This is a genomic window from Rhodococcus sp. C3V (assembly GCF_029269915.1).
Lineage (GTDB): Bacteria > Actinomycetota > Actinomycetes > Mycobacteriales > Mycobacteriaceae > Rhodococcus_F > Rhodococcus_F qingshengii.
On sequence record NZ_JARJBE010000008.1, the window covers coordinates 282772 to 295319 of the forward strand.

The window sequence follows — 12548 nt, forward strand, 5'->3', positions numbered from 1 at the left end:
GTCAGGCGCCTTCCTCGTATTCGGAACCGAAATAGACTTCTCGCATCGCGTCGCTGGCCAAGCACTCCTGCGGTGGTCCGTAGAACGCCACTGATCCGAAATTGAGCAGCACGATCTTGGTTGCGAGCGCCGCGATGAGATCGACGTTGTGATCAACCAGGACTACTCCTTTGCCCTGCGCGGCAATCGATCGCACGGCACCGGAGATGGCAGCGATGCCGTCGTGATCCGCGCCGGCAAACGGTTCGTCCAACAGGAGGACTTCGGGTTCGGTCGCCATCGCCCGCGCCACCTCGACCAGACGCTGCGCCCCCAAACTGAGATCCCCGCAAGCACTCTCGACGTCGGTGACCGAGTATCGCGCAGCAATCTCCCGGGCCCGCTGTGCTGTCCGGTCCCAGTTCTCGAAAGGTCCTTTGATCGCCCACCACAGCGAGTGCAGAGGTGAGGTGATCTTGTGCCCGTACAGTCCCGGGATGATGTTGTCGACGGCGTCGAGTTCCGCCGCGAGCTGCGGATGTTGAAACGTGCGCGAGAGCCCTTGCCGTGCACGGCGCTCCGACGGCCCGGTCAAGGGAGCACCCGCGAGCGCGACGGTTCCGGAGTCTGCTTGCTGAGTGCCGAAGATGCAGTCCACCAGTGTGGTCTTGCCTGCCCCGTTCGGGCCGACCAGTCCGATCACCTCTCCCGGTCCGACGCTGAACGAGACATCGTCGACAGCGCGGACGCCTCCGTAGGACTTGTGGAGCCCGCTCACTTCGAGTAGCCGAGTCATCGATTGCCACGCTCCTTGTACAGACGGTTCATTCGACCCAGAACGTTCTGACTCCACCCGATCACCCCACCAGGCGCGACGATGAGGATCACCAGGACGGCTCCGGCAAGCAGGAGTTCGCCACTTCCCTGGTACCCGGGCATATTCAGCGTCACGATCACCACGATCAATGCACCGAGCGGAGCACCCCACGCCGAACCGCGACCGCCGATGATCGGCATGAAGATTGCGAGGAAAACAATACTGAGAGTGAAGGTTTCAGGAGTGACAGCCTGCACCGACACGGTGAACAGCGATCCGCCGGTCGACGCGATCGCAGCACCGATCGCCAGCGCCACGACGGTCAGGTGCGCAGGATTGACGCCGGAAGACCGTGCGACATTACGATTGTCGCGGGCAGCTTGCAACATCAGCCCCCACACCGATTTCCGGAGTCGATCCACAGCGACCGCGATCAGACACACGAACAAGATCGCGAACACGACCAACACATAGCGCGGTGGCTCCCAGCCGAACATCGTCACAGTCTCGACACCCGAGATCCCGGCCGACCCGCCGGTGAAACTCGGCCCGTCGATCAACCAGTGCTCGAAAGCGATACCGAACAACAAGGTCACCGCGGCAAGGTAGAAGCCGGAGAGTTTCTGTGTTGCCAAGCTGAGGAGTACTGCAACCGCTGCAGCGGCGAGGGCGCCGAGAATCCATCCCCACCACATCGACAACCCGGTCCGAACCGAGATCAGCGCAACGGCATACGCGCCGATCGCCGCATACGCGCTGTACGCCATCGACAGTGATCCCGCGAGCACGAATGGCACGTACATGCCGAGTGCGATCAGCGAATACGTCGCAGCGAGGAACACCAGATCCTGCCGGTACAGACTCGGCCCCATCCACAGCAGCACGGCAGCAACCACGACCACGGTGATCAGCGCTTCTCGTGACAGGGCGAGCATCCTCGTCCGGGAACGGCCGGATGTAGTGGGCGGATTTGACGTCAGCGGACTGGTAGAAAGCGAGGCCATCAGACGCGAACCTTCCTCGAGAGCAAGCCTTCCGGACGGAAAGCGAAGAACACCAGGGCAATCAACAGAATCGCGGTTTGAGCAGCACTCGCACCGAAGTAGTACGGGGCGAATACCTGGACGACGCCCAACACCATTCCGCCGATCAGCGGAGCCCAACTTCGGCCGGTACCACCGATGACGAGTGCGATGAATGCCGTCAGCGTCCATGACAGACCGCTCGTGAACTGAACACCGGCCTTGGGAGCGAACAGAAGTCCGGCGACGGCGGCAATCACACCCGCGAGGGTGAACGCGATGAGGCGTACCCGATCCACCGGCAAGCCCAGGACGCGGGCGGCATCCGGACTGTCGCCGACGGCGCGAAGTAGACGGCCCGAGGTGGACCGGTTCAGCCACAGTCCGATACCGACGAAGATCACGGCAGTTCCGACGACGAGTACAACGGTCGAACTGTCGACGGTGGCACCGAGCACCGATATCGGATCGAAGTCGAAGATCTTCTGCCCGGGAAGTGGTGTTCGGCCGAAGACAGTGCCGGCGAGCTGCTGGATCCCGAACAGGACCGCGGTCACCGCCACCAACGCCGGTAGTTCCCCACGACCCGAGCGCTTCTGAACCTGTTTGACCACAAGCTTTTCCGTCAGAATCGACAACGCCACTGCCACCGCGATCCCCAGCGGCATGGCAATCCAGAGAGCGAGCCCGTAATTGATCGCGACCCAACTCGACGCCATGGCCGCAGCCATCGCGTACGGGCCCATCGCAAAGTTGAAGAAATCGGCGCCGACCACCACGAGATACATTCCGAGGGCTATCAGCGAGAAGAAGGCACCGATCTCGATGGCTGCGAGCCACAGTTGTGCGTCTGTCATGTCAAGGCTCCTCGGTTATCCGCACGGGGGCTGGTAGGAATCCCACGGACGGGCAGGCTTGTTGTCCTCACCGAATTCGACGAGCACCAGTCCGCAGAGGCTGTCCGGAGCCAGGTGATCCTGCGAGGAGAACGACAGTGTCAATCCGTCCTGGCCGAAGCTGGCGGGAAGTGCCGAAACCTGTTGAAGAGCATCACGAACGGCCGTCCGATCTCGGTGGTCGCCGGCAATTTCGATTGCCTCGGCCAACATCATGACGGCGTCGTACGCCTGTGCGTCGTAGGCGGTCAGTTGATAATCAGGCCCCTTCACCGCCTGCACCTTGCGACGCAGTTCGGCGGTTCTCGGGTTGTTCTCACTGAGCGAGCCCATGTACACCATGCCGCTCAACGCCTTCGGGTCCGCCAAAGCCCAAGATGCGGGCTGGTTTCCGATGGAAGCGAGTGAGAAGCGTTGCGTCTGCGGGGTGACCTTCGACAAGGTGTTGTGCGCGAGGATTTCGAAGTGCCCGCCGATACTGGCGACCAGAATCGCGTCCGGTTCGGTTTCCGCGAGACGTGAGACCTGTGCGGTGATGTCCGCGGCATCGACCGGCGCCTTTTCGACGCCCGTCACTCTCGCGCACTTCTCGAGCGCCGGCCGCAGGGTCTTGATGATTCCGTCGATGGACGCACTCGCGTCACCGAGAATTCCCAGGGACTTGTACCCCATCTTCTCGAAAGCCCCGCAGTACACCTGGGCGTACTGCTTCAACGAGTTCGGAATCATGAACGAGAAGTCGTTGTCGGGCGCCGAGGCAAAGGCGTCGCTGAGAACGACCGGAGCTATCGCAGGAATCTTCGACTGCTGGAGAATCGACTTGGCCTGCAGCACCGACCCGCTGCCCGTGGCGAGGATGACCGCACTGGACCCGTGATCGACCAACTTCCGAATGATCGACGGGGTTTTGGTGGGACTGCTCTCGTCGTTCTCGACAACCAATTCGACTTGCTTACCGTTGATTCCGCCCGCCTGGTTGATCAGGTCGACGGTCATCCGCACCGTCTTGCCGGCGATCGTGCTGTACGACGCACCGGGCCCGGTGGAGTCCTCGTCCAAACCGATGACGATGGTGTCTTCGGGAATGACACCGGCAGATGCGCACGCGCTCGCCCCGAGGACCACTGCCGCGCAGACGGCGATCGCCTTTCCGAGTCTCACATCGAACTCCCGTCCAAACTGTGCTTGGTAAATCAAACAAGCGCTTGATTTACGAGTGTGGACAGAAGTATGCACTGGGTCACACTGATAGTCAAAATCCGAACTACACGCGCAGGAACTGCGGTGTTACGGCTTCTGCAGCTGCCGGATCGACGAGCTGAGTTCGCGAATGACGGACTTCAATTCGTCGACATCAGAGCGGAGTTCGGCAAGGTCCGAGTCGGGAGATTCGGTCTGCGCTTCCTTCTTCGCCGTGCGCCGCGCAATGCGTGCCACCGGCTCGCCGTCGACGGAACGTGCGGCAAAGCCGTCCAGGAAAACCGAAATCAGATTGCGCTGCAGATCTTCGGCCAATTCGGAAAGCTGCGGGCGATACTGCGCGACGGTGGACCAGACGGATTCACGCAGGAGACGGTGAAACTGTTCGGGATCGATGTCTTCCCGAAACTCCGCGTCGGCAATTCCGCGAGCGATAGCCGATCGCCAGTAGCTGTGTGCCTTCTGAACCAGGATGGTGATGGGCGCGTCCGCCGGTTGCGACGAAAGTATGGCTTCTCCCTGATAGACCTCCGTGGCATACGGGTGATCCACCGCCGAGGCAAAAGACACCGACACCATCGTGGCCAGGCGATTTCGAGCCGAACCTTCCGGTTCGATCGAGTCTTCGTACCGGACGTTGAGATCTTCGAGGAACCGGACGACGATCTCGTTGGCTATCGCATCCTTGGAGTCGAAGTAGTGATAGAGGCTGCCGGAGAGGATCCCGACTTCGTCGGCGATGTCTCGCACGGTCGTCGCGGCGATTCCCCGCTCACTGAACAGCTTGGCCGCATGAGCGAGTATTTCGTCCCGTCGGGTCGAGCGCACGAGAAGATCCTTCCGACGTTCCGATCGTCAAGCGAGTGCTTGATCAATTTCTCGTCGATGCTAACACCGCACCCTCGCTGACCTGCGGTGTGAGGTCCTGGATACGCAATCGAAACACCGGACACACACTTGTCACCGACAGTCATTCCACCGCAACAACTTCCACCTACTCTGAGCACTCGACGAATACAGCGTTGTATACGCACTCCGGATACAGATCTGTCAGAGCCATTGTCTGCCAGAGCCATCGACACGAAAGGCCCGTACATGCGAACCTTCTCGAAGCGCACCCTTGCCGCGCCGGCCGCTCTCGCCGCGCTGGGCTTGGTTCTCACCGGCTGCGGAAGCAAGGCAACAGACACCGCATCGGGAGATTCGACGGCTACGTCGTGCGTCGACACCTCGGGGGACACGATCAAGGTCGGTTCCCTGAATTCACTCTCGGGCACCATGGCCATCAGTGAAGTGACGGTCCGCGACTCCATCTCGTTGGCGGTGCAGGAGATCAACGATTCCGGCGGTGTACTGGGTAAGAAGATCCAGATCGTGGCAGAGGACGGCGCGTCGGAGCCGACAGTGTTCGCCGAGAAGGCCGAGAAACTGATCAGCAGCGATTGCGTCGCAGCAGTTTTCGGTGGCTGGACCTCCTCGAGCCGCAAGGCCATGCTGCCCGTGTTCGAGGACAACAACTCTTTGCTCTACTACCCGGTCCAGTACGAGGGACTGGAAGATTCGAAGAACATCTTCTACACGGGCGCAACGACCAACCAGCAGATCATCCCGGCTCTGGATTACCTGAAGGAGAAGGGCGTCAAGTCGCTGTATCTGGTCGGCAGCGACTACGTGTTCCCGCAGACCGCCAACCGCATCATCAAGGCGTACGCGGCAGCGAACGGCATCGAGATCAAGGGCGAGGATTACACGCCTCTGGGTTCGACCGACTTCTCCACCATCGTGAACAAGGTCCGCACAGCCGACGCCGATGCCGTGTTCAACACACTCAACGGCGATTCCAACGTTGCGTTCTTCCGTGAATACTCGAATGTCGGCCTGAAGCCTGCCGACATGCCCGTCGTCTCCGTCTCCATTGCGGAGGAAGAGGTCGGTGGTATCGGAGTCCAGAACGTCGAAGGCCAGCTGACGGCGTGGAACTACTACCAGACCATCGACTCCCCCGAGAACAAGAAGTTCGTCGCGGCGTACAAGGCAAAGTTCGGCCAGGACAAGCCCACGTCCGATCCGATGGAAGCGGCATACACCTCCGTCTACCTCTGGAAGAACACCGTCGAGAAGGCCAACTCGTTTGCGGTCAAGGATATTCAGGACAACGCCGACGGTGTGACCTTCCAGGCGCCCGAAGGACTCGTCACCATCGACGGCGACAACCACCACATCACCAAGACTGCCCGGATCGGCGAAATCCGTTCCGACGGACTGATCTACACGGTCTGGGATTCGGGACAGCCGATCGAGCCGGATCCGTACCTGAAGAACTACCCCTGGGCTGAGGGGCTCGGTAGCTGATCGACAAAAGGCGGAATTGACGGAATCGACGAGTAGAGAGGTGGAGCGTCTGTCATGGATGTTGTGATCGGGCAGTTGTTCACGGGTTTGAGTATCGGATCGATTCTCCTGTTGGCAGCGTTGGGGTTGTCTCTCACGTTCGGGCAGATGGGTGTCATCAACATGGCACACGGCGAGTTCATCATGGCCGGCTCGTACACCGCATATGTAGTGCAGCAAGTGATCTCGAATGCAACGGGATCGTTGATCATTTCTCTGCTCGTCGGTTTCGTCGTCGGCGGACTGATGGGTGTCGTGCTCGAAGTGGTCCTGGTATCGCGGATGTACCACCGACCCCTCGACACCCTGTTGGTGACATTCGGCGTCGGATTGATCCTTCAGCAGTTGGCGCGCGACATCTTCGGCGCGCCGGCAGTCAATGTTTCGGCGCCGAGCTGGCTTTCGGGCGGGGTCGATATTTTCGGCGCCGTGGTGCCGAAAACCCGCATCTTCATTCTGGTGTTGGCGATCGCAGCGGTGATCGCACTTTCGGTCGCACTGAAGCAGTCGTCGATGGGTAGACGCATCCGGGCCGTCGTCCAGAATCGCGATCTGGCCGAGACGAGCGGAATCTCCTCTCGTCGTACGGACATCACGACCTTCTTCCTCGGTTCCGGGCTCGCCGGCGTCGCGGGTGTCGCGTTGACGCTCATCGGTTCCACCAGCCCGACCATCGGCCAGTCCTATCTGATCGACGCCTTCCTGGTTGTTGTCGTCGGCGGTCTCGGTCAGATGAAGGGAGCCGTGATCGCAGCCTTCGCCCTCGGCATCTTGAACTCGTTCATCGAGTACTCGACGACAGCGTCGATCGCGAAGGTGATTGTGTTCGTCATCATCGTCGTCTTCCTTCAAGTTCGGCCGCAGGGCCTGTTCGCAGTCAAGACGAGGAGCCTCGTATGAGCATCCTGAACAATTCCCGAATTCGGGTGTGGGGCGGTTTCGCACTTGCCGCGATCGTGCTGTTCGCCGTCGCTCCGGCTGTGCTCTCGGACTTCAGGCTGTCACTGTTGGCCAAATTCCTGTGCTTCGCCATAGTCGCTGTCGGTATCGGCTTGGCTTGGGGCAGAGGCGGAATGCTCACGCTCGGCCAGGGCGTCTTCTTCGGAATCGGCGCATACGTGATGGCGATGCACCTCAAGATCGCCGATGCCGAACTCAAGGGCGACGCGGTCCCGGACTTCATGTCCATCGCCGGCAAGACCGAACTGCCGGGATACTGGCAACCGTTCGCCTCGCCATTCGTGGCGATCTTCGCCATCCTTTTCCTGCCGGCCGCTGTTGCCTTTCTCCTCGGACTCGGTGTGTTCAAGCGGAGAGTCAAGGGCGCGTACTTCGCGATCCTCTCGCAAGCACTCGCCGCGGCTTTCGCGATCCTCTTGATCGGCCAGCAGTCGATCGGTGGCAGCAACGGCCTCAACCGCTTTCGCACGTTCTTCGGTTTCAACCTCAACGATCCGGCGAACAAGCAGATGTTGTTCTTCATCGCCGCCGGAGTTCTTCTCGCATCGGTCGCTCTGATTCGCCAGCTGATGAACTCCCGATACGGCGAACTCCTCGTCGCCGTCCGCGATCAAGAGGAGCGCGTACGTTTCCTCGGATACGATCCGGCGAACATCAAACTGGTCGCCTACGTGACCGCGGCGTTCCTCGCCGGTATCGCCGGTGCGCTGTTCGTTCCGATCGTGGGCATCATCTCCCCCGCCGACGTCGGGATCGTTCCGTCAATCGCCTTTCTCATCGGGGTCGCGATCGGTGGCCGCGCAACGCTTCTGGGTCCGGTACTCGGTGCGATCGGCGTCGCGTGGGCGCAGTCGACATTCTCGGAGAAACTCCCTTCGGGATGGATCTACGCACAAGGGTTGATGTTCATCGTCGTGGTCGGGTTCTTCCCGGCAGGTGTGGCCGGATTGTTCGCCCTGATGCGCCACCGCAAGAAGCGTGAGACCCCGGCCGACCCACCGGTCAAGGTCTCCCAACCCGAACCAGTGGAGGTGTCGTCATGACCAACACAACCGCCACCAGCGAACCCACACCGGCACTGGGCGGCAACGCCGGAATGTCGTCCGAGTACCTCGAAGTACGAAATCTTTCGGTCAGCTTCGACGGTTTCAAGGCCGTCGACGGCGTCGACTTGACCCTCATGCAGGGCGACCTGAGGTTTCTCATCGGCCCGAACGGGGCTGGAAAGACAACGTTGGTCGACGCCATCACCGGACTCGTTCCCGCGACGGGTTCCATCACGAAGTCCGGCGAGCAACTGCTCGGCAAGAAGGTTCACAAGATCGCCCGCCTCGGCGTCGGGCGAACCTTCCAGACGGCAAGCGTCTTCGAAGAGCTCTCGGTGCTGCAGAATCTCGACATCGCGGCCGGAGCCGGCCGATCACCGTGGAACCTGCTCAGAAAACGCAAAGGTGTGCTTCCCGAGATCGAAGAGGCGCTGGAGACAACCGGGTTGGAGCACCTCAGGGACACCGCCGCAGGCATTCTGGCGCACGGACAGAAGCAGTGGCTCGAAATCGGAATGTTGTTGGTACAGAACTGTTCCGTGCTCCTGCTCGACGAGCCCGTCGCAGGCATGAGCCTCGAGGAGCGCGAGGAGACCGGGAACCTTCTGCGGCGCATCGGCGGTGCGCGAACCGTCGTCGTAGTCGAGCACGACATGGACTTCATGCGATCCTTCGCCACGTCCGTCACAGTGCTCGCCGCTGGGAAAGTGCTTGCCGAAGGAACTGTGGCGGAGGTCCAAGCCGACCCCAAGGTGCAAGAGGTCTACCTCGGCACAGCCGCTGCCGGAACCGATCTCGGCGCCGACACCGAACCGACCCCGGAGGACTGAATCATGCTCGAGCTCGTCGACATCCGCGCCGGCTACGGACGCACCGAAGTGATCCACGGCGTATCCCTGCTGGTTCCCAACGACGGAGTTGCGGCAGTCATGGGTCACAACGGTGCGGGTAAAACCACCTTGCTGCGCGCCGCCGTCGGTCTGATCAAACCTACACGGGGAAAGGTACTTCTGAACGGTGAGGACATCACCGGTCTACGGCCGAGCGCCCGCGTCGCTCGCGGACTTGCCTACGTACCCCAGGGCCAGCAGTCGTTCGGACAACTGACAACTGCCGAGAATCTTCGGGTGGTCGCCGACGGGCGCAAACGCGGAAAGGCACTCATCGCAGAGGCATTGGATCTGTTTCCCGCACTCACCACGCTCCTCGACCGTCGCGCGGGACTTCTCTCCGGTGGGCAGCGACAACAGCTTGCCATCGCTCGCGCCCTGATCACCGAGCCCAAGATCCTCATTCTGGACGAGCCGACCGAGGGCATTCAACCCAACGTGGTCGCCGAAATCGAAAGGACCGTCATGGAACTCACCGAACGCGGCGATCTCGGTGTCCTCCTCGTAGAGCAGCACATCGGTTTCGCGCTCCAATCTGCGCAGCATTACAGCATTCTCGCGGCGGGACACGTGACCTCGACCGGTGAGGGCGGCACCACGTCCACCGAGGCGGTTCGTCGAGCGATGGCAATCTGACATGAGTGTGCGCCCGCCGCTGCGCGAGCAGGTCTATCGGTCGATCCGGAGCGATCTGATGTCGGGTCAGATCGCGCCATCCGAACGACTGGGCGAGGAACGCCTGGCCCATCTCTACGGTGTCTCGCGAACACCGGTGCGCGAAGCGCTCGCAAAGTTGGAATCCGACGGGCTGGTCGAGCGCGACGAACACGGCCTCTTTCCGTACCGACCGCACCTCGACGAGTTGGGTGGCCTCTACGAGCTGCGCATACTCCTCGAGGTACACGGACTTCGGCGGGTACTCGACGGTGAGGCCCCCGCTCATGATCGAGACGCGCTCGGTTCCGAACTCGACAAGTGGTACGCATTTCTCAAACAGATGCCGGTACCGGACGCCGGTTTCGTGACGCTCGACGAGGAGTTCCACATCGCGCTCCTCGCCTCGTCCGGAAACCACGCGTTGGTCGACGCTCTTCAGGCCGTCAACTCGAAGCTGCGCCCCGTGCGGATGTTCGACTACCTGACTCCCGACCGTATGAAGGCCACGGTGGAGGAACATATCTCCGTCGTCGAACTGGTGCTGGACGGCAAGATTCCGCAAGCACACGAGGCACTGGTGTCGCACATCGACATCTCTCGTGCGGTTGTCCTCGACCGCGCTCGGCAGGCCCTCTCGTTGGCCGCCATGGCCAACGCTGTGCGGAACTGATCAGCGTCGTGTCGCTGACTTCAGGGTGAAGACTTCGGTGACGTGGTCTCTCGTCAGGGGGACCAGCAGATACTCCCCCGGTACGGTTGGCTTCGGGCCGAGTACAGAACCGGGCACCGTACCCGTTGTGCCGTCCGAGCATTCGACTGCAACTTCGCTCGTGTAGTCCGCATCAGGAGCAACGTCGCAGGTGAGTCCGTCTTCCGTGGTGAAGGCGGAGATACTCGAATCGGCGGGGCCGTGGATCGCTGTCCCGATTGGATCCGCCGGAGCCGGTGTGCTCGTAGTTGGTGCGGCTGTCGTTGTCGGGGTTGCTGTCGATGTCGGGGTTGCTGTCGATGTCGGGGTTGCTGTCGGTGTCGGCACAGACGCGGTGGTCGTCATCCCTGCCGTGTTCTCAGCTGCCGTGTTCTCAGCTGCCGTGGTCTCAGCTGCCGTGGTCGAAGAAGTCGTCGATGACGGGGGTTCGCTCACCGAAGTAGACGTCGGGCTGACCGCACGCGCAGCAAATCCGGTTGGGAGGCTCAGCGGCGTGACCGGGTATGTCGCGCTGCCAATTCCGCATTGGGCCGTTACAAGATTGAATGTCACGTTTGTGGTGCCCAGTATCTGCGCCCCCAGAATCGCAAAAGCTGCCATCGAAAGACTCACGCTCAGCGTCGATTGCGCCGTTGTTGCCGTGGACGTTCGCGTGCTCACGAGCTTGATGTTCGTGTATTGAATCGTCGCCAAGCCAGCGGCGTTCACAGTGGCGTCCGCCCCTGCTACCGTCACCGATGCGTTCTCGGCAGGCTGTGGAATCGTGAGGACGCGAGATCCCACCGTCACCTGATTCGTGGGGCTACTCGCCGATACCGATGCCCTGTTCGAGGTATCGCACGCAGCCCCTGCCGTAATCGGCGATGCCACAGTGACTATCGGCGCACTGACCAGATCAACCCCCAGTAGAGACAGCAAGTTCACTGTCACGGTCATCGAGGTGAGTGTCGACGTCGCATCGGTATCCGAAACAATTGCCGACTGGCAGCGGCCGCTCGCAGGCTGCCCGACCGAGTAGGCAGCGCACGACGAGATCGATCCGGTCCGGGACAACGAGTTGACGCCCAGTAGCTTTGCAACCACCAGATTGGTTGTGTCCAGGTCCTTTCCAATCGTGTTCTGTTGTGAGACACCTTCGAACATCGAACTGCCGAAAAGATCTATCACGATTCCGCCACTGGACAACCCGAGCCCGCCGGCGCCTCTGCCGTACCCACTCGTCGTCCATGAACCGGTGGAAATCGGGCCGGTAACGTACTCGGAGTCTGTCCACGCCGCTTCTGTCTCTCCGAGGAGTGGGTGAGACGAGAAACCAGAGCCCAAAACAACCGCAACTGCCAATACGATGACTGAAAACAGGTGGCGACGCTTCATTGTCTACCGCCGTCTGGCGGTAGAAGAACCTGAATGGGTTCGGTTTTCGGGTCGGCCGAGTCGGCATCATCGTCGTCATCGGTATTGCGCGGCCAGAATACCGCGACCACCAAAGCGGCCATGGTCAGCGTGATCGCCCACAGCACAAGAGGATTCGAGAAGTAGACGATCACCCGCGCCAATCCCGGAACGTGCCAGAGCACCTTTCGGACCGTGGTGACCTCGTATACCGCGGGATCAGCCGAAGCGTTGGCATCACCCTTGAGATCGAGAATCGTGATGCCGTTGTCCTGGGTACGAGCGGAGACGACCCGGTGGGTCACCGGCAGTTCGGACACTCCCCGATCGACGGTGACGACGTCGCCCACCTCGACGGAATCTGCCGGTACTTCCCGCACAACTGCCAGAGATCCGGTTGGAATGGTCGGCGACATCGATCCGGTCTTGAACATGATCAGTGTGATGTCGAAAACGAAGGCACAGATCACCAAAGCGATACAGATGACCCCACCGACTGCAAGAACCTGAAGGATGCAGTCCCCGATGATCGTGGGGACCGAACGCTTCTTCGTCCGGGCATGTGTTGCCCGGGCATGTGTTGGCATTG

Annotated in this window: 14 protein-coding genes; 8 read left to right on the plus strand and 6 right to left on the minus strand. The window is 61.0% G+C overall.

Annotated features, from left to right (window positions below):
- Position 1: 1 nt before the first annotated feature.
- From P3G66_RS21635 to P3G66_RS21655, 5 genes are all read right to left on the minus strand, one after another.
- The gene (locus P3G66_RS21635) at positions 2 to 775 is read right to left on the minus strand and encodes an ATP-binding cassette domain-containing protein (protein WP_007735383.1); all 774 of its coding nucleotides are present in this window, start codon (positions 773 to 775) and stop codon (positions 2 to 4) included.
- Positions 772 to 1800 (minus strand): branched-chain amino acid ABC transporter permease, encoded by a 1029-nt coding sequence (locus P3G66_RS21640; RefSeq protein ID WP_054781648.1) that lies wholly within the window; start codon positions 1798 to 1800, stop codon positions 772 to 774. The genes P3G66_RS21635 and P3G66_RS21640 overlap by 4 nt, the downstream gene beginning before the upstream one ends.
- On the minus strand, positions 1800 to 2675 hold the full coding sequence (locus P3G66_RS21645; protein WP_020906730.1) for a branched-chain amino acid ABC transporter permease: 876 nt from the start codon (positions 2673 to 2675) through the stop codon (positions 1800 to 1802). The genes P3G66_RS21640 and P3G66_RS21645 overlap by 1 nt, the downstream gene beginning before the upstream one ends.
- Positions 2676 to 2690: 15 nt before the next feature.
- On the minus strand, positions 2691 to 3875 hold the full coding sequence (locus P3G66_RS21650; protein ID WP_064074216.1) for an ABC transporter substrate-binding protein: 1185 nt from the start codon (positions 3873 to 3875) through the stop codon (positions 2691 to 2693).
- A gap of 126 nt (positions 3876 to 4001) precedes the next feature.
- Entirely contained in the window at positions 4002 to 4742 is a 741-nt protein-coding gene (locus P3G66_RS21655; protein WP_003941474.1) for a TetR/AcrR family transcriptional regulator, read from the minus strand.
- A 267-nt stretch (positions 4743 to 5009) separates the two neighbouring features.
- Between P3G66_RS21655 and urtA the strand changes: the two genes are divergently transcribed.
- From urtA to P3G66_RS21695, 8 genes are all read left to right on the plus strand, one after another.
- Positions 5010 to 6266 (plus strand): urea ABC transporter substrate-binding protein, encoded by a 1257-nt coding sequence (urtA, locus tag P3G66_RS21660; RefSeq protein ID WP_007735391.1) that lies wholly within the window; start codon positions 5010 to 5012, stop codon positions 6264 to 6266.
- 54 nt (positions 6267 to 6320) lie between these two features.
- A complete protein-coding gene (gene urtB, locus P3G66_RS21665) occupies positions 6321 to 7205 on the plus strand; it encodes an urea ABC transporter permease subunit UrtB (protein WP_003941514.1) in 885 nt (294 codons plus the stop codon).
- Positions 7202 to 8308, plus strand: coding sequence for an urea ABC transporter permease subunit UrtC (gene urtC / locus P3G66_RS21670; RefSeq protein WP_007735392.1), 1107 nt, complete (start codon positions 7202 to 7204; stop codon positions 8306 to 8308). Before urtB ends, urtC begins: the two co-directional genes overlap by 4 nt.
- The gene (urtD, locus tag P3G66_RS21675; RefSeq protein ID WP_003941545.1) at positions 8305 to 9141 is read left to right on the plus strand and encodes an urea ABC transporter ATP-binding protein UrtD; all 837 of its coding nucleotides are present in this window, start codon (positions 8305 to 8307) and stop codon (positions 9139 to 9141) included. Before urtC ends, urtD begins: the two co-directional genes overlap by 4 nt.
- 3 nt (positions 9142 to 9144) lie before the next feature.
- Positions 9145 to 9837: an urea ABC transporter ATP-binding subunit UrtE gene (gene urtE / locus P3G66_RS21680; protein ID WP_276117089.1), complete on the plus strand. Its 693-nt coding sequence runs from the start codon at positions 9145 to 9147 to the stop codon at positions 9835 to 9837.
- Position 9838: 1 nt separating this feature from the next.
- Positions 9839 to 10528: a GntR family transcriptional regulator gene (locus P3G66_RS21685; RefSeq protein ID WP_209907976.1), complete on the plus strand. Its 690-nt coding sequence runs from the start codon at positions 9839 to 9841 to the stop codon at positions 10526 to 10528.
- 190 nt (positions 10529 to 10718) lie between these two features.
- Positions 10719 to 11249 (plus strand): hypothetical protein, encoded by a 531-nt coding sequence (locus P3G66_RS21690; protein WP_076949135.1) that lies wholly within the window; start codon positions 10719 to 10721, stop codon positions 11247 to 11249.
- Positions 11250 to 11363: 114 nt separating this feature from the next.
- On the plus strand, positions 11364 to 11585 hold the full coding sequence (locus P3G66_RS21695; protein ID WP_042923314.1) for a hypothetical protein: 222 nt from the start codon (positions 11364 to 11366) through the stop codon (positions 11583 to 11585).
- A 352-nt stretch (positions 11586 to 11937) separates the two neighbouring features.
- Here P3G66_RS21695 and P3G66_RS21700 read toward each other — a convergent pair whose 3' ends face one another.
- Complete coding sequence (locus P3G66_RS21700; RefSeq protein WP_276117090.1) at positions 11938 to 12546, minus strand: signal peptidase I; 609 nt, start codon at positions 12544 to 12546, stop codon at positions 11938 to 11940.
- Positions 12547 to 12548: the final 2 nt, after the last annotated feature.

What these genes read in the sequence shown, in the direction of transcription:
- urtD (WP_003941545.1), top strand. Translation starts at nt 8,305, where the DNA reads ATGACCAACACAACCGCCACCAGCGAACCCACACCGGCACTGGGCGGC.
- urtB (WP_003941514.1), top strand. Translation starts at nt 6,321, where the DNA reads ATGGATGTTGTGATCGGGCAGTTGTTCACGGGTTTGAGTATCGGATCG.
- P3G66_RS21685 (WP_209907976.1), top strand. Translation starts at nt 9,839, where the DNA reads ATGAGTGTGCGCCCGCCGCTGCGCGAGCAGGTCTATCGGTCGATCCGG.
- urtC (WP_007735392.1), top strand. Translation starts at nt 7,202, where the DNA reads ATGAGCATCCTGAACAATTCCCGAATTCGGGTGTGGGGCGGTTTCGCA.
- P3G66_RS21700 (WP_276117090.1), bottom strand. Translation starts at nt 12,546, where the DNA reads ATGCCAACACATGCCCGGGCAACACATGCCCGGACGAAGAAGCGTTCG.
- urtA (WP_007735391.1), top strand. Translation starts at nt 5,010, where the DNA reads ATGCGAACCTTCTCGAAGCGCACCCTTGCCGCGCCGGCCGCTCTCGCC.
- P3G66_RS21635 (WP_007735383.1), bottom strand. Translation starts at nt 775, where the DNA reads ATGACTCGGCTACTCGAAGTGAGCGGGCTCCACAAGTCCTACGGAGGC.
- P3G66_RS21640 (WP_054781648.1), bottom strand. Translation starts at nt 1,800, where the DNA reads ATGGCCTCGCTTTCTACCAGTCCGCTGACGTCAAATCCGCCCACTACA.
- urtE (WP_276117089.1), top strand. Translation starts at nt 9,145, where the DNA reads ATGCTCGAGCTCGTCGACATCCGCGCCGGCTACGGACGCACCGAAGTG.
- P3G66_RS21645 (WP_020906730.1), bottom strand. Translation starts at nt 2,675, where the DNA reads ATGACAGACGCACAACTGTGGCTCGCAGCCATCGAGATCGGTGCCTTC.